This window comes from Actinomadura sp. 9N407, assembly GCF_044326315.1.
In the GTDB taxonomy this organism is placed as follows: Bacteria; Actinomycetota; Actinomycetes; order Streptosporangiales; family Streptosporangiaceae; genus Spirillospora.
The window spans coordinates 129,406-144,448 of record NZ_JBIRAW010000018.1 but is presented as its reverse complement, the minus strand read 5'-3'; the positions used below and the strand labels follow the sequence as shown (position 1 = coordinate 144,448).

Annotated in this window: 15 protein-coding genes; 10 read left to right on the top strand and 5 right to left on the bottom strand. The window is 71.6% G+C overall.

What is annotated here, in order from left to right; all coding sequences use genetic code 11:
* Positions 1-301: 301 nt before the first annotated feature.
* Complete coding sequence (locus ACH34Q_RS26910; protein ID WP_395985845.1) at positions 302-1,360, top strand: hypothetical protein; 1,059 nt, start codon at positions 302-304, stop codon at positions 1,358-1,360.
* A 109-nt stretch (positions 1,361-1,469) separates the two neighbouring features.
* Positions 1,470-4,016 carry a M14 family zinc carboxypeptidase gene (locus ACH34Q_RS26905; RefSeq protein ID WP_395985844.1) on the top strand — a complete coding sequence of 849 codons (2,547 nt, stop codon included), beginning with the start codon at positions 1,470-1,472 and terminating at the stop codon, positions 4,014-4,016.
* 121 nt (positions 4,017-4,137) lie between these two features.
* On the opposite strand, the gene ACH34Q_RS26900 is transcribed toward ACH34Q_RS26905, so the two are convergent.
* Positions 4,138-4,857, bottom strand: a complete 720-nt coding sequence (locus ACH34Q_RS26900; protein WP_395985843.1) for a hypothetical protein — start codon at positions 4,855-4,857, stop codon at positions 4,138-4,140.
* Between the two features lie 181 nt (positions 4,858-5,038).
* Between ACH34Q_RS26900 and ACH34Q_RS26895 the strand changes: the two genes are divergently transcribed.
* The 4 genes from ACH34Q_RS26895 (at position 5,039) to ACH34Q_RS26880 (ending at position 8,416) form a co-directional block, all read left to right on the top strand.
* Positions 5,039-6,124: a hypothetical protein gene (locus tag ACH34Q_RS26895; RefSeq protein WP_395985842.1), complete on the top strand. Its 1,086-nt coding sequence runs from the start codon at positions 5,039-5,041 to the stop codon at positions 6,122-6,124.
* Between the two features lie 125 nt (positions 6,125-6,249).
* Positions 6,250-6,918: a TetR/AcrR family transcriptional regulator gene (locus ACH34Q_RS26890; RefSeq protein ID WP_395985841.1), complete on the top strand. Its 669-nt coding sequence runs from the start codon at positions 6,250-6,252 to the stop codon at positions 6,916-6,918.
* Positions 6,919-7,141: 223 nt separating this feature from the next.
* Positions 7,142-7,372 carry a hypothetical protein gene (locus ACH34Q_RS26885; RefSeq protein ID WP_395985840.1) on the top strand — a complete coding sequence of 77 codons (231 nt, stop codon included), beginning with the start codon at positions 7,142-7,144 and terminating at the stop codon, positions 7,370-7,372.
* A 438-nt stretch (positions 7,373-7,810) separates the two neighbouring features.
* Positions 7,811-8,416: an ankyrin repeat domain-containing protein gene (locus ACH34Q_RS26880; RefSeq protein ID WP_395985839.1), complete on the top strand. Its 606-nt coding sequence runs from the start codon at positions 7,811-7,813 to the stop codon at positions 8,414-8,416.
* 70 nt (positions 8,417-8,486) lie between these two features.
* Here the strand turns inward: ACH34Q_RS26880 and ACH34Q_RS26875 are convergent, their stop codons facing one another.
* Together ACH34Q_RS26875 and ACH34Q_RS26870 are read right to left on the bottom strand one after the other, a co-directional pair.
* Positions 8,487-8,786 (bottom strand): Dabb family protein, encoded by a 300-nt coding sequence (locus ACH34Q_RS26875; protein WP_395985838.1) that lies wholly within the window; start codon positions 8,784-8,786, stop codon positions 8,487-8,489.
* 23 nt (positions 8,787-8,809) lie between these two features.
* On the bottom strand, positions 8,810-9,274 hold the full coding sequence (locus ACH34Q_RS26870) for a flavodoxin family protein (protein WP_395985837.1): 465 nt from the start codon (positions 9,272-9,274) through the stop codon (positions 8,810-8,812).
* A gap of 133 nt (positions 9,275-9,407) precedes the next feature.
* Between ACH34Q_RS26870 and ACH34Q_RS26865 the strand changes: the two genes are divergently transcribed.
* Positions 9,408-10,619: a serine hydrolase domain-containing protein gene (locus ACH34Q_RS26865; protein WP_395985836.1), complete on the top strand. Its 1,212-nt coding sequence runs from the start codon at positions 9,408-9,410 to the stop codon at positions 10,617-10,619.
* An 84-nt stretch (positions 10,620-10,703) separates the two neighbouring features.
* Here ACH34Q_RS26865 and ACH34Q_RS26860 read toward each other — a convergent pair whose 3' ends face one another.
* On the bottom strand, positions 10,704-11,450 hold the full coding sequence (locus ACH34Q_RS26860) for an SDR family NAD(P)-dependent oxidoreductase (protein ID WP_395985835.1): 747 nt from the start codon (positions 11,448-11,450) through the stop codon (positions 10,704-10,706).
* Positions 11,451-11,517: 67 nt separating this feature from the next.
* Here ACH34Q_RS26860 and nfi point away from each other — a divergent pair, with 67 nt between their 5' ends.
* The 3 genes from nfi to ACH34Q_RS26845 all read left to right on the top strand — a co-directional run bounded on the left by nfi (position 11,518) and on the right by ACH34Q_RS26845 (position 13,571).
* Entirely contained in the window at positions 11,518-12,216 is a 699-nt protein-coding gene (gene nfi, locus ACH34Q_RS26855) for a deoxyribonuclease V (RefSeq protein WP_395985834.1), read from the top strand.
* A gap of 205 nt (positions 12,217-12,421) precedes the next feature.
* The gene (locus ACH34Q_RS26850; protein ID WP_395985833.1) at positions 12,422-12,766 is read left to right on the top strand and encodes a VOC family protein; all 345 of its coding nucleotides are present in this window, start codon (positions 12,422-12,424) and stop codon (positions 12,764-12,766) included.
* A 52-nt stretch (positions 12,767-12,818) separates the two neighbouring features.
* Complete coding sequence (locus ACH34Q_RS26845; protein WP_395985832.1) at positions 12,819-13,571, top strand: glucose 1-dehydrogenase; 753 nt, start codon at positions 12,819-12,821, stop codon at positions 13,569-13,571.
* A gap of 57 nt (positions 13,572-13,628) precedes the next feature.
* Here ACH34Q_RS26845 and ACH34Q_RS26840 read toward each other — a convergent pair whose 3' ends face one another.
* Entirely contained in the window at positions 13,629-14,999 is a 1,371-nt protein-coding gene (locus ACH34Q_RS26840) for an amidase (protein WP_395985831.1), read from the bottom strand.
* Positions 15,000-15,043: the final 44 nt, after the last annotated feature.

Here is a 15,043-nt window from a genome sequence, read left to right as displayed (position 1 = left end):
ACATCGGCGAATGTTGCGTCTCGCAACTTATGTCCCGTTCCCCCGGCCCGTCGAGGCCCTATTTGTTGTGAGCGATAACAATCAAGTAACACGCGATCAACGTGCGGGAACCCGATCACGTACGGGTGGCCGGACGGTCCGGGCCGGCGCGGCGGCGAATGTTCGGCGCCGCAACATTCGATGATCAAGGACCGCGGCCGGATCGGGACCTTGCGGCCTCGGGTGTGCCGACCCGCGAATGCGGCCGCCCGATCCGGGATATCTTGCGCGTACCAGACGGTCGTCCAGATGGGGGCAGTGCATGACGGCGTACGCGGGATCGAGCCCGGAGGGGCACCGGGACCTGACCCGGCCCGACCTGCGGCTTCCCCAGTCCCCTGGCAGCACTCCGGTGCCGCCGCCACTGCAGCCTCCCGTACCGCCGCCCGCGACCGTCCCCGACCGGGCCCCGGCGGCGGGCGGCCAGAACTGGCACCGGTTCCACTACCCGATCGGGGCGTTCCTCGTCGCGTACGGGTTCGCCGGGTTCGCCACGGCTCTGATCGGCTGGGGCGACCGGCGCGCGGAGCTCGCCGGGTACATCGGCTCGGGCCTGGCCACGCCGGTACTGGCCGCCGTGAAGATGGTCGAACTGGTGCTGGTCGTGCTCGTCCTGGCGGGCGTCGTACGGCGCCGGGACGTGTGGTTCCTGCCCGCCCTGGCCGGCTGGCTCGTGGGCTTCGGCGTGTTCGCCGTGCTGGACGTCGTCAAGGGCAAGTGGGGCGGCCTGCTGGAGCACGCCGTCTACCTGGCCGCCTTCGCCCTGCTGCTGTTCCTCTCGTACGGGCTGAGCGTGAAGGCGCGGGTGGGCCGCGCGGCCAAGCCCGAGGCGGCGCCACCCGTGCAACCCGGGCAACCCGGGCAACCCGGGCAGCCTGTGCCGCCCATGCAGCCCGTCGCGGGCGCCGTCCCCGCGCCGTCGCCCGTACCCGCGCCGGTCCCGGTCCCGGTCGCAGCGCCGGGTCAGCCGCTGACGCGTACGCAGGAATTCGCCCTCGCCACGCTCAACCGCGTTCAGGAAGCCGCCCGTTCGGCCACAGGAGGCCACGCGCTCCCCTGGAACCACCAGCAGGCCCCGGCTCCGGCGCCCGCTCCGTCCCCTGCCCCGGCTCCGGTACGGGACGTCGCGAGCGAGACCGTGATGGACGTGCAGCCCCCGCAGAACGCGCACGCGCAGCAGACCGCCCAGGCACCGCAGGATGCCCAGGCCACGCAGGCGTTCGAGCCTCCGAAGCCGCCGGCGCGGCCCCCCGCGGACGCCACCCGCCCGATGCCGCTACCCGAGACGCCCGAGCGCCGCGACGGCCAGGGCGCGCCCTAGAGATCGGTTCGCGCCGTACGTCAACGAGGGATGACGCCCGACCCGCCGGGACGATCTCGTCAACAGTTGCCGTTGGTGGACGATTCGGCCGCTGCCAGCTTTGGGCCATATGAGAGCCCGAAAACTCGCGTGGTCGGTGGTGCTGGCCACGTCGCTGGCGGCTCAGGCGGCGCTCGCGGCCACGGCCGCGGCGCAGCCCGCCGCACCGGTCAAGGCCCCGGCCTGTGACCCGACGCAGACCGAGCCGCGCTACCGCGGCAAGGTCCCCTCCCCCCAGCAGGTCCTCGGAATGGAACTCGGCGAGCGCCAGGTGACCGCCGCCGAGTCCGACCGGTATCTGGAGACCGTCGCCGCGAAGAGCGAGCGCGTCATCTCCGGCACCCTGGCCGAAAGCGCCCAGGGCCGTCCCCTCAAGTACGCCATCGCCGGCAAGCCGAACCTGCTGTCCAGGGCCGGCCTGGCGAAGGTACGGGCCGAGGCGGCCCTGCTGCGCGATCCCCGTACACCCGAGGCCCTCGCCAAGCGGATCACCGAGCGCGGCGTGCCCATCCTCTGGGTCAGCGGCAACGTGCACGGTGACGAGCCCAGCGGTACCGACGCGGCGCTCCAGGTCCTGCGCGACCTCGGCGACCGCACCGACTGCGCGGCGACGAACGTGCTGGACAACGCGCTCGTCATCATCCTGCCGACGCAGAACCCGGACGGGCGCGAGGCCGAGACCCGGCAGAACGCGTACGGGTTCGACATGAACCGCGACTGGTTCGCGCGCACCCAGCCCGAGACCGACGGCAAGCTGGCGATGCTCGACCAGTACCCGCCGGCGCTCTACATCGACGCGCACGAGATGGGCGGCGACTCCTACTTCTTCCCGCCCAACGCCGACCCGATCTACCACGAGACGCCCGAGCAGGCGATCGGGTGGATCAACGACCTGTACGGCGCCGCGATGGCCGCCGAGTTCAGGCGGCAGGGCATCGACTTCTTCAACCGCGACGTCTACGACCTCTTCTACCAGGGGTACGGGGACACGGTCCCGACCACCGCGTTCCACGCCGCCGGGATGACGTACGAGAAGGGCGGGGAGAGCCCGTACCCGGACAGGTTCAGGGAGCAGTACCTGACCCAGTGGGTGACGCTGTCGGCGGCGGCGGGCAAGCGGCGAACGATCCTTAGCGAGTGGCGCCAGATGGCGGTCGACGCCTACGCGCAGGGCAAGGCGGGGCAGCTGGAGCCCAACCAGATCTACAACCCGCCGAACCAGATCGACCGCCCCGTACCCGACCGCAAGGTCCGGCACTACTTCCTGCGGGCGGACGACAAGGCCAAGCGCGCGCAAGTACAGACCATCGTGCGGCGCCTGCAGCGGATGGGCGTCCGCGTCGAACGGCTGTCGAAGCCGCTGACCGTGCCGGACTTCAAGGCGTACGGGCGTCCCGAGGCGAAGACGACGCTTCCGGCGGGCACGTACTGGGTTCCCATGGCGCAGGGCCAGAAGCACTGGGTCCAGGCCATGCTGAACGAGGACTCCTACACGCCGTTCCCCTACTTCTACGACGTGACGGCGTGGAGCCTGCCACTGCTGGGGAACGTGCAGGGCGGCTCGTCCGGAACGGAACTGCGCCCGCGTGCCTCCTCCGTACCGGCACTCAAGGAGGAGGGGGCGGAGAAGGCGGCCTCGCGCCATGGCAAGGCACCGAAGATCGGTGTCCTGCAACTGTCGGAGACGTCGTCGTCCGCGCGGCAGTCGGCCGGCTGGCTGCGGCACAAGCTCGACCGTGAGTGGAAGCTGCCGTTCACGCTGCTCTCACCGGCCGACGTGGCCGCGGGCAAGCTGGGCGGCGTCGAGGTGCTGCTCGTACCGAACGGCCCGGCCGCGACCGCGTACAACGGGCTGGGCGACGGCGGCCGTGCCGCGCTGCAGAAGTGGACGCAGGACGGCGGCCGGTACGTCGGCTGGCAGGGCGGCACGGAACTGGCCGCGCGGCTCGGGCTGACCACCACGCAGCTCAGCGAGCCCACGTCCGACATCCCGGGCACGCTGCTGCGCGTCGACGTCGATGGCAAGAGCCCGCTGGCGAGGAACGTGGGCGCCACGGCGTGGCAGTTCTACTCCTACGACGTGGTGATGCGGCAGGCCGACCCGGCCAAGGTCGCGGTGGCCTACCCGGCGACCACCTCGCCCGACTGGTTCGTCTCCGGCTTCGAGCGCGGCGCGTCCGAGCTCGGCGGTACGGCGGCGGTCGTCGACGAGGCGGTCGGCGAGGGACGGACGGTGCTGTTCGGCGGCGAGCCCAACTTCCGGGCGTTCACCGACGGCACCGCCAAGCTGCTCGTCAACGCGATCCTGGGCCCGGACCCGGCACCGGGCGCGGCCATCCTGGCCTCGCCCTCCGGGACGGCGGCGAAGCAGGCCGCGGCGCTGCCCCAGGCCGAGTCGCCCATCCGGGTCTCGGTCAAGGCCGCCGACGCCGCCCGTACGGTCGCGCTGCTGCGGTCGGTCGGCGCCAAGTGGGCCGAACGCCGGAACGGGGGCGCGGTGCACTACGTCATCGACAACCCGCGCGGGCTGTCGGTCGACCATCACCCGTTCGCGGGACGGCTGGCGTCCCAGATCCGCAAGTCCGGAGTCACCCCCATCGCGGTGACCCTGCCCTGATCTCCTGAACGGCCTGATCTGCTGAACGGCAGGTGCGGCGGGCCGGGCCTCTACGGGCCCGGCCCGCCGTCATTCGTTCAGCGGCCCGGTCGCCGGCTCGGATGGCGGCTCGGATGGCGGCTCAGTCGGTGACGATCCAGCCGACGGCCGTCATCGTCCTGGGCGGGACCTCGGTGAACCCGGCGTCGCGTACCGCGACCGTGGCCTCCTTCACGCAGCGGCGCCACGGGATGTCGCGGGCGATGCGCACGCGCAGGCCGCCCTCGATCCAGGCCTGTACCGCCGCCGCGCCCGCCTGCCGCAGGAGCAGGTGCGCGGCATGGCCCGACTGGGCCGCGGCCTTGCCGGTGGTCATCGGCACGTCCGGGTTGAGGGCGATCACCGCGTACGGCGGCTCGAGCGGCTTGCGCGCCGTATCTCCAGAGTCACCGCCGCCGCCGCCAGAGTCACCGCCGTCGCCGGGGTCGTCGGTCAGCTCGAGTCCGGCCACCTGGAGCTTGGCGATCTCGGGCGGTACCTCCGTGACCGGGCCGGGCACGAACGCCCGTACCTCGGCACCGTCCTCTTCGACGGTGACGCCCGGCAGCGCCTGCACCTCCGGCCAGCGGACGCCCCGGGCCCGCCGCGTCACCTTGCGGATCCGTCCCGATTCCCAGCGGTGCACGAACGGATGCCATTCGCCGTCCGGATCGGCCGCGCGCGGATCGGTGAGCAGGCGTACGACCGCCGTCGCGGTGGCCGCGCAGACCGCGCTGTGCGAAGGCGGCGCCGCCTTCTCGGCCCGTGCCACCAGCTGCATCGCCCACGGAGGGTCGTCGAAGGGATCGTCGGTAGGGCTCACGGCAGGAGTATTCCATCCGGGCGCGGCCGAGCGATCCCGGGCACTCCGGCCCTATTTGTGGGTCCGGGCCTCTTTATGGGTACGGCAACTCCTGACGTTTCCCGATCGTTCGACGTGGTGCGCGACGATCAGCGGAACCGAGGGGACGGGCACGGCGGAGAGGTCGGGTCGGAGGTCGCCGGTGACCAGTGGTACCTGGAACAACTCCATCCCGGGGATCGGGACGTACTTCGTCGGGATCGACGTGGCGCCCGGGCGCTACCGATGCGAGGACGGCAAGGGCGGCTGGTGGGTCCGGTTCGCCGGCCCCGGCGGCGGCGAACCGGTCGGGTCCTGGCCGCTGCCCGCCGGGCCGACCGAGATCGAGCTCTCGCCGACCGACTTCGCGTTCGAGACCCATGTCGGGACCTACTGGGAGCGCATCGCGCCCCCGTACCAGGGCGAGGGCGCGCCCCACGAGCTGCGCCCGGTGGCCGACCCGTCGCTGCGGGCCGAGCTCGACACGATCGTGGCCAGGCGGCGCCCGCTGGTCTGGCTGGCCCCGCTGACCGTCCTCGGCATGGGCGTGCTGGGCGCTCCGGTGCTGGGCTCGCTGTGGCTGCTCGGGCTGGCGATGATGGCCGTCCTGGTCGCGCTGGGCTCCCCCGCGGTCTCGCTCGACCTGCAGCGCGCCCGCGAGCTGGCCCGGCGCCGCGACCGCTACCTCACGCCCGAGGACCTCGACGACGACGCCCGCGGGCTGCTCGGCCGGGCCCAGGAGGCGATCGACGCCGTACGGGACTCGGAGGTCAACCGGGAGGGCCTGCTCGACGACGTGGACAACGCCGTGACGCTGCCCCGCCAGGAGTGGGAGATCGCGCAGGTACTGGCCCGCCAGTCGAAGCTGCGGAGCGAGCACCGCGTGTGGGCGGCGTCGGAGGTACCCGAGGTCGGTGCCGCGCTGCGCCCGTTCCAGGAGAAGCTCGACCTGTCCGTCCAGGCCGTGACCCGCCGGGTGGAGGCACTGGAGCACTACGCCGAACGGACGAGGGCCGCCGACGAGGCGCTGCGCGCGCAGCGCCATCTGGACGACCTGGCCGCCCGCGCGCACGAGTACGACGACCTGCTCGCCGACAGCGTCCGCGACGACCTGGCGCTGCCGGCGATCGAGCGGCTCACCGAGCAGAGCGACGCGCTCGTCCGTACGCTGCGCGACCGGCTCGCGGAGGCCGCGGAGGCCGCCGAGGCGGGTGACGGTACGGGCGGTGCCCTGCCGCCCAGCCGGTGACGCGGGACGGCCGCCGCCCGCTGGCTCTACCAAGCGCTTGCTACGTGGCGTAACCTGGTGCTGACAGGTGATGCGAACAAGCGGTTGGGCGTGTACGGCGAAACGTGCACGGCATAATGAGAGGGGTGACGACCACGAGCACGGATTCCGGACGCCCCAAGGCCCGCACCGGTGGCGAGGGCGGCTCCCGCCGCCGCGGCAAGGGCTCCCCCGCCCTGGCCTCGGAGCGGCGCGAGCACCTGGTCAGGCTCGCGGCCGAACTCTTCGCGGAGAAGGGTTTCCAGGCCACCACGGTCCGGAACATCGCCGACGAGGCCGGGATCCTGTCCGGCAGCCTCTACCACCACTTCGACTCCAAGGAGTCGATCGTGGACGAGATCCTGTCCGACTTCTTCCGCGACATCATGGCGGCGTACCGTGCGGTGATCGACGAGGGCCGGGACTCCCGCGCGACCGTCGCGGGGCTCGTCCGCATCGCCTTCGGCACCCTGGAACCGCACCGGGCCGCCATCACGGTGATGCAGAACGACTGGAACTACCTCAAGGGCATGGACCGCTTCGCCTACCTCACCAAGTCCGAGGACGAGGTCGAGAAGATGTGGGTGGACGCCATCAGGGCGGGCCAGGAGGACGGGATCTTCCGCGCCGACATCGACGCCAAGCTCACGTACCGGATGATCCGCGACACCATCTGGGTGGCGGTGCGCTGGTTCCGGCCGGGCGGCCGGCTGGACGCGCAGGGCCTGGGCGAGCACTACCTCAAGGTCATGTTCGACGGGATCAACACCCACTGACATCGGCCCCGCCGGACCGGCTTCCGGCGTACCGGCCGCCTGCTCCACCAGCCCCGCCGAGGCCCCGCTCTGAGCGGCAACACCGCGCGGCCCGTACGTCCTGGTGAGCGGCGGCCCACGGATGATGAGCCCACTCGGTGTCATTCGTCACAATTTGACAAATCCGGGTGCTGAATCGGGTCACGTGGACGCTGATACCGGTGAGATGGGGGAGGGAGGCGACATGACGGGGCGACCGGGCACCGCCGGGCATGAGGAACCAACGCCGGCGCAGCTGCGGGCGGCCACCGCACGCAGCCTTCAAGGCCAGTTCCCCGGCGTGCGCGTCTGGTTCGGAGAAGCGACCGGGTCCTGGTGGGCACTGGTACCGCTACGGAGCGGCCCTCGACTGCTGGAGGGCCCCACACCGCAGGACATCCGCGATCTGATCCTGCGAGCACGTTCGCTGGGATGACGGGCGAGGAACGCCGCGTGCCCCTGGGAGACCACCGGGCACGCGGCACTGCCATGACGCATTGCCATGCCGGCCACCGGCAGACCGACCGCTTACAGGCCGGTCACGTGCAGGTCGGCCGCTGGCAGACCAACCGCTGACAGATCGACCACTGGCAGATCGGCCGCCGTACGGCGGCGCCTGCGATCACGCGGCCCGATGCCACTCACCGGAGACGGGGCGCGATCCGTCCCCGGTGAGCGGCGCCCGTGGGCAGGGCCGGCGGACCAAGGGGGGCGGCCCACCGGCGGTGCCGTCGCAGCAGAACCTAACGCGCCGGGACCCAATCAGACAAGCGATTGCTTGGTATCCGGCCCACAAAGATCATCGAACCTGGAGACGGCATCCGGCCGGGACCGGGATGATGATCAAGAGAACACGGCGCGGGAAAGGGGCTCGGTGAACGACGAAGAACTGCTCACGGCGGCGGCCAAGGGGGACGCGGCCGGGGTACGCGACGCCCTGCAGGCGGGGGCGGCGCTGGAGGCCCGCGACGGGCTCGGCCGTACGGCGCTGCTGCTCGCCGCCGCGGCCGACCATGTGGAGACCGCCGAGGGGCTGGGGGTCGCGGGCGCCGACCCCGCCGCCCGCGACCACCGGGGCGACAGCGCGTTCCTGGTCACCGGAATGACGGGCGGCGTGGCGATGCTCCGCGCGCTGCTGCCGGCCGGGCCCGACCCTTCGGCCGCCAACCAGCACGGCGACGTGGCGCTCATCCCGGCCTGCGAGCGCGGCCACGCCGGCTACGTCCGCGCCGTGCTCGGCACCGGGATCGACGTCGACCACGCCAACCGGCTCGGCCTGACCGGCCTGCTGGAAGCGATCATCGAGGGCGACGGCTCCGGGCCGTACCGGGAGATCGTCGGCGCGCTGATCGAGGCCGGCGCGGACGTGAACCGCCCCGACGGCGACGGCGTCTCCCCGCTCCGGCACGCGCTCGACCGGGGCCAGCACTCGATCGCCGTCCTCCTACGGGCGGCCGGCGCCCGCGAAACCCCCGGTTGACTCGTGGCGTGTTCGCCTCCACCGGCGCGCGATCAGGCGAACACGCCACGAGTCAACGGCTTCGGGCGGGCTACAGGTCGTACTGGACGGCGGCGCGGCGGTCGACGATCGGCTTGATGTACTCGTCGACGACGGCCCGGTGCGCGGGGTGGTCGCGGTAGGCCACGTAGGCGTCCCGGTCGGCGAAGTCGCCGACCACGACGAAGTCGAAGTTGCCGGGGTTGACCCCGGCGTCGAGGCCGACGCTCAGCGAGCCGATCTCGGGGATCACCCCGGTCAGCGCGCTCAGCCTGGCCGCGACCTCCTCCTGCTGCGAGATGGTGGTCCCCTCGGCCCACCCGAACATCACCACATGCCGGAATCCGCTCATGGGGTCACGGTAGCGGACCCCGTTCAGACCGTGCCGAGCTCGGCGGCCACGGTCGCGCCCAGCTCCCAGCAGCCCTCCAGGCCGTCCCGTCCCGGCTCGCCGGTGATCACCACGGGCGGCCGGACGGCCCGCCACTTCAGCCCGGTCGTGATCGACTCCAGGGCCCGCAGCGCTCCGGTGGCGTCGTTGTTGCCGTGCAGGTACGCCCCGTACGGCCGCCGTACGGTCTCCTCCAGGCACGGGTAGTAGATCTGGTCGAAGAAGTGCTTGAGCGCCCCGGACAGGTAGCCGAGGTTCACCGGCGTGCCCAGCAGGTAGCCGTCGGCCTCCATGACGTCCACGGGCGAGGCCGTCAGCGCCGGGCGGGTGACCACCTCGACGCCCTCGATCTCGTCGGTGGTGGCGCCCGCGCGGACCGCCTCGAACATGGCCTGCAACGAGGGCGACGGCGTGTGGTGGACGATCAGCAGCCTCTTCGTCGTCTTCATCGGTTCGAGCCTAACGGCGGCCCGAGGGACCCCGCCGTACCCGAAGGCCGGACAAATCGAGCATCATTCGGTTGGAGACCGTCCAGCGTCGAGACCGTCCAGTGAGTCGAGACCTTCAGTGGGGAGCGCGGCAATGAGCACTGTGCAGGGGTACTGCGATCCGGCCTTCTCCGGCGTGCGCGACGCCTTCGAGCGGAACTTCGCCGAGGCGCGCGAGATCGGGGCGGCCGTGGCGGTGTACGCGGGCGGGCGCCGGGTGGTGGACCTGTGGGGCGGCATCGCCGATCACCGCACCGGACGGGAATGGGAGGCCGGCACCCCGGCCTTCGGCTTCTCGTGCACCAAGGCCGTGACGGCGACGGCCGCGCTGCTGCTGGCCGAACGGGGCGCGTACGACATCGACGGCCCCGTGACGGACTGGTGGCCCGAGTTCGGCGCGCACGGCAAGGAGGGCGCGACCGCGGCGCACCTGCTGTCGCACCAGGTGGGCCTGCCCTCGTTCGCCCGGTCGGTCTCCGCCGAGGAGGCCGCGGACGCGCAGGCCATGGCGGCGGAACTGGCGGCGCAGAAGCCGGAGTGGACGCCGGGCGACGGCCACGGCTACCACGCCCTGACATACGGGTGGCTGGCCGGCGAGATCGTGCGGCGCCTGTCGGGCCGTACGGTCGGCGCGTTCGCCAAGGAGGAGTTCACCGGCGACCTGGACCTGTGGATCGGTGCTCCCGACGACGTCATCGAACGGGCCGCCAAGCTCACCGCGCGCCGCCCCAAGAGCGCGGCGGCCGACGCTCAGTCGTCCGCTCCCAAGAGCGAGGCGGCCGGCGCCACCGAAAAGCCGCAGGCCCGCGACGGCGACATGCTGAGCCGCCTGGCGACGGCCTACACCGACCCCGACAGCAGCTTCAACCGGGCTCTCAACAACCCCCACCCCGGCAAGGGCGGCTACAACAACCCGGTGGTCCTGCGAGGCGGATGGCCGGCCGCCGGGATGCTCACCACCGCGACCGGGCTCGCCGGCTTCTACCGGGATCTGGTCGCGGGACGCATCCTCAAGCCCGAGACCCTGCGCGACGCCATCAAGCCGCGGGTCAGCGGGCCGGACCGGACGATGCTGATCGACAGCTCCTTCGGGCTCGGCTACATGCGCCCGTCCATGACGTTCTTCACCCCTGCCACCGGTCGCGACTCCGCCTTCGGCCACACGGGTGCGGGCGGCTCGATCGGCCTGGGCGACCCCGACGCCGACCTTGCCGTCGCCTACCTACCGAACCTGATGGGCGACCAGCTGTCCGGCGACCTGCGCGCCTACAGCGTCGTCAAGGCCGCCTACGCGTCCCTCTCCTGACGCACGGCCGGTTCCTGCGGTCTCCTAGGGGCTTGTCTCAACGTGGCCTCAGCCACCGCGCGAGGACTTTGAAACACTGCCTCGTCAGTTCATCGTGATTCCGCCGCTGACCGAGAGCGTCTGGCCGGTGATGTACTCGGCGCGGTCGGTGCAGAGGAACGCGACGAGTCCCGCGATGTCGTCCGGGCGGCCTATGCGGCGCAACGGGATCTGCTTGGCGAGCTTGTCGAGCAGTCCGGGGTGCTGGTCTGAGACCGTCCGGACCATCGCGGTATCAGTGGGCCCGGGGCAGACGACATTGCTCGTGACTCCGCCGTGTGCCGCCTCGCGGGCCAGCGTCTTGGCGAGCCCGAACAACCCCGCCTTGGTCGCGGCGTACGCCCCTTCACCACCCGCCCCGGCGCGCGCGCCGTCCGAGGAGATGAAGACCAGGCGTCCCCAGCCCCGTTCGGTCATGCCGGGGAGAAGGGCACGGGTCAGCTGCATGGGCGCGCGCAGGTTGATCCGCCACATGAGGTCCCAGTGGGCCGGGTCGCTCTCCACGAACGGCTCGACGATGCTGACCCCCGCGTTGTGAACGAGGATGTCGACGGGACCGACCGCACTCGCGAAACGGTCGATGTCGCCGGGATCTCCAAGGTCGACCCGTTCGGCGATCGCGCCTGCGCCGCCGCCCAACCGTTCGGCCGTCCGCTGGGCCGCGTCCGGATCGAGATCGGCGACGACGACGCGCGCGCCCAGCGAGGCCAGGTCCGCGCATATCGCGCCGCCGATGCCTCCGGCGCCGCCGGTGACCACCGCGATGCGTCCCGCGAGACTCGTTCCGTCCATCGTGTCCCTCCCCAAGGCCTCGGCCAATCTAAATCGCTCGCGAGACCGGAACGGTAGGTTGCGGGCCATGGAGGTACGCCGTCTGCACCCGTGGCCGGACACTGAGGCCGAGGCCGAGGCGATCCAGGACAGGCTCCGGCCCCTGCTCGTCCTGGACGACCCGGGCCCGCAGGAGCCCCGTACCGTCGCGGGCCTGGACGTGTCGTACGCGGGCGACGGAGGCGGCACGACCGCACGCCTGGCCGCCGCCGTAGTGGTGTTGGACTTCCCCACACTGGAGGTCGTGGAGGAGTCGGTCGTGACGGGTACGGCCGCCTTCCCCTACGTTCCGGGCCTGTTCGCGTTCCGTGAGCTGCCCGCCTTGGTCGAGGCCCTGAGGCAACTGAAGACGCAACCGGACATGCTCGTATGCGACGGCTACGGAGTGGCGCATCCACGGCGTTTCGGCTTGGCCTGCCACCTGGGAGTCCTCACCGGCATCCCCTCGTTCGGCATCGCCAAGACCCCCTTCGTGGGCTCGTACGAGCAACCGGCCGGTGAGAGAGGCTCGACCGGCCCCGTTCACGATGGCGACGAGGTCATCGGACGGGTCCTGCGTACGCGCGAGGGGGTCAAGCCGGTGTTCGTGTCCGTGGGGCACCGGATCGACCTGGACACCGCCTGCCGGCACGCGCTCGCGCTGAGCCCCGAGTTCCGGCTGCCGGAGACCACCCGCCGCGCGGACCGGCTCTCCCGGGACGCGCTCGCCGCGCCCGCTCCCTCCTGAAGCCCTGTCCGTCCTATAAGCCCTGTCCGTCTATAAGCCCTGTCCGTCCCGCAGCGCCGTCCATCCTGAACAGGCATTGTCCCGCAAACCAAGCGTGCGCTAGGTTGGCGCTGATGGACCAGCCGCGCCCCGTACCGCACCGCCCGCGAGAGCGCGCCCATGCGGACATCGGGACGGGCCCGTTCCCCCTCTGGAGGCCCTCCCCATGACCCGAATCGGCAATGTCCTCTACGGCGCCAAGGACGTGGGCGAGGCGGTCCGCTTCTACAGCGACGTCCTGGGGCTGACCGTCAAATTCCAGGACGGCGGCCGGTTCGCGACGCTGGACGGGGGCGGCACCACGTTCGCCATCGCCGGCCCCGAGGAGGACCTCACCGGGGGCGAGCCCGCGGTGTCCTTCAAGGTGGACGACGTCATCGCGATGACCGAGAAGCTCACCGCCGCCGGGGCCCTGCTCGTACGCGGACCCGAGGAAGGGCCCCACGAGGTACGCGCCGTACTGCGCGACCCCGAGGGCAACCCCCTCGTCCTCTACGCGACCCGGGATTGAGCCGAGCACGGAACCGCCGCGGCCACCGTGGCCGCGGGCAAGAGGAGAGAACATGGGACAGCTTGACGGCAAGGTCGCTCTGATCACCGGAGGTGCGCGCGGCATGGGCAAGGCCCATGTCCGGCGTTTCCTCGACGAGGGCGCCAAGGTCGTCTTCGGCGACGTACTGGACGAGGAGGGGGCCAAGCTCGCCGCCGATCTGGAGAACGCGACGTTCGTCCATCTGGACGTCACCCAGCCCGACGACTGGGCGGCCGCCGTCCAGACCGCCCTCGACGCCTACGGCGCCCTGAACATCCTGGTCAACAACGCCGGGATCATGCGCCACAAGACGATCGAGGAGATGACCCTGGAGGAGTGCCGCCAGATCATCGAGGTCAACCTGATCGGCCAGTGGCAGGGCATCAAGTCGGTCACCCCCGCGCTGCGCGCCGCGGGCGGCGGCTCGATCGTGAACGTCTCGTCCACCGAGGGCTTCATCGGCGCCGAGGGCATGTCCGCGTACAGCGCCAGCAAGTTCGGCGTCCGCGGCCTCACCAAGTCCGCCGCGCGCGAACTCGGCAAGGACAACATCCGGGTCAACTCGATCCACCCCGGCGGCATCATCACCTCCATGTCGATGCAGGACGACATCGTGAACGCCACCGCCGACCGCGCCGACTCCCTCATGGCCAACCTGCCCCTGCGCCGCCTCGCCAGCACCCGCGAGGTCTCCGGCCTGGTCGTCTACCTGGCCTCCGACGACTCCTCGTACTGCACCGCCAGCGAGGTCCTGGTGGACGGCGGCCTGGTCTCCGGCTTCTGACAGCCCTGCGACGGGCCGTTGGACGAGTGGACCCCCGCACCAACGGCCCGCCGCAAGTCAGGAAGGCCGCCGCTCCGTCCACCCCTCGACGGCCTCAAGCTGTGCGGCCAGCGAGATCAGCGTGGCCTCGTCGGAGTCATGCCCCAGGAGCTGCGCCCCAATGGGCAGACCCTCCTTACTCAGCCCCGCCGGAACGTTCACCCCGGGCCACCCCAGGACGTTCCACGGCCAGGCATAGGGACAGGCAGCGGCGACGCCCGACTGCGTCTTGCGCCACCCCACCCCCTGGTACGCCCCCACCTTCAACGGCAGCTGGGCCGTCGTCGGCGTAAGGACCACGTCCGCGTACCGGAAAATCCGTCCGGCGCGTTGCCTCAGCCCAGGGTCCAGCTTCTTCGCCAACGGCAGCAGCCGGCGCCCCACGATGCGGCCCAGTCTCGCCTCGGCCAACGTCCTCGGCTCCGGCTCGGCGTCCCGCATCGACTCGACCCAGTCCGCCACCCCGGCCGTGCCTCGCGGCACAAGCCCCAGCCCAACGAGCCCATAGTCCGGGTCAGCGGGGAACACCTTGTGCCCCAGTTCCGTGAGCCTCCGCGCGATCCGTTCCACCGCGGCCCGAATCTGTGGGTCCAGCCGCCCTCCGGCACCCAGCGCCATACGGAACGACACCGCGACCCTCAACCGTCCCGGCTCGACCTTCGCGGCCTCGGCGAACGACGAAACAGGAGCGTCAAGCCGATAGACATCCTCGGGATGGCTCCCGCTGAGCACGTCCAGCATCAGCGCCGCGTCCCCCACACTCCGCGCCAGCGGACCCCACACGGTCAGCCCATGGAACGGGTCCGTGTGCGGAAACCCCGACACCCTCCCCCGCTGAGGCTTGATGCCCACCAACCCCGTCCACGCGGCAGGAATCCGGATCGAACCGGCCCCGTCCGACCCCACGGCCCCGGCGACCATCCCCGCCGCCACCGCTGCGGCACTCCCCCCAGAGGAGCCTCCAGGCGTGTACTCCGGATTCCACGGATTCCGCGCGCACCCAATGGCGGACTCACTGAACGGCCATAGCCCGATCTCACACGTGGTGGTCTTCCCCACCACCACAGCCCCCGCCGCCCGCAACCGGCGCACGACCTCGGCGTCCCGAACAGCGACGGGATGCCGCCCCCGTACCGCGAACGGCGTCGTCTCCCCCGCCAGATCGGTGTCGTCCTTGATCGCCACAGGCACCCCGAGCAGCGGCAGCCGTTCCCCCTCCTTCAACCGCTTGTCGGCCTCCCGCGCCTCCCGCAGCGCATCCCCCAGCACCACCCGGAAGACCCCGAGCGAGCGCCCCTCCTCGATCCGCTCGAGAGCACCCCCCACCAGTTCCTCCGAGGAGACCTCCCGCGCCCCCAGCAGATCCGCCTGCTCCCGCAACCCCAGCATGCCGCACCCTCTCGTTCGTTCGAACGAACGATACGCTGGACGGG

Coding starts and splice junctions, on each gene's coding strand:
- nfi (WP_395985834.1), top strand. CDS start 11,518: ATGGAGGTACGCCGTCTGCACCCGTGGCCGGACACTGAGGCCGAGGCC.
- ACH34Q_RS26850 (WP_395985833.1), top strand. CDS start 12,422: ATGACCCGAATCGGCAATGTCCTCTACGGCGCCAAGGACGTGGGCGAG.
- ACH34Q_RS26905 (WP_395985844.1), top strand. CDS start 1,470: ATGAGAGCCCGAAAACTCGCGTGGTCGGTGGTGCTGGCCACGTCGCTG.
- ACH34Q_RS26840 (WP_395985831.1), bottom strand. CDS start 14,999: ATGCTGGGGTTGCGGGAGCAGGCGGATCTGCTGGGGGCGCGGGAGGTC.
- ACH34Q_RS26860 (WP_395985835.1), bottom strand. CDS start 11,450: ATGGACGGAACGAGTCTCGCGGGACGCATCGCGGTGGTCACCGGCGGC.
- ACH34Q_RS26910 (WP_395985845.1), top strand. CDS start 302: ATGACGGCGTACGCGGGATCGAGCCCGGAGGGGCACCGGGACCTGACC.
- ACH34Q_RS26865 (WP_395985836.1), top strand. CDS start 9,408: ATGAGCACTGTGCAGGGGTACTGCGATCCGGCCTTCTCCGGCGTGCGC.
- ACH34Q_RS26845 (WP_395985832.1), top strand. CDS start 12,819: ATGGGACAGCTTGACGGCAAGGTCGCTCTGATCACCGGAGGTGCGCGC.
- ACH34Q_RS26875 (WP_395985838.1), bottom strand. CDS start 8,786: ATGAGCGGATTCCGGCATGTGGTGATGTTCGGGTGGGCCGAGGGGACC.
- ACH34Q_RS26870 (WP_395985837.1), bottom strand. CDS start 9,274: ATGAAGACGACGAAGAGGCTGCTGATCGTCCACCACACGCCGTCGCCC.
- ACH34Q_RS26885 (WP_395985840.1), top strand. CDS start 7,142: ATGACGGGGCGACCGGGCACCGCCGGGCATGAGGAACCAACGCCGGCG.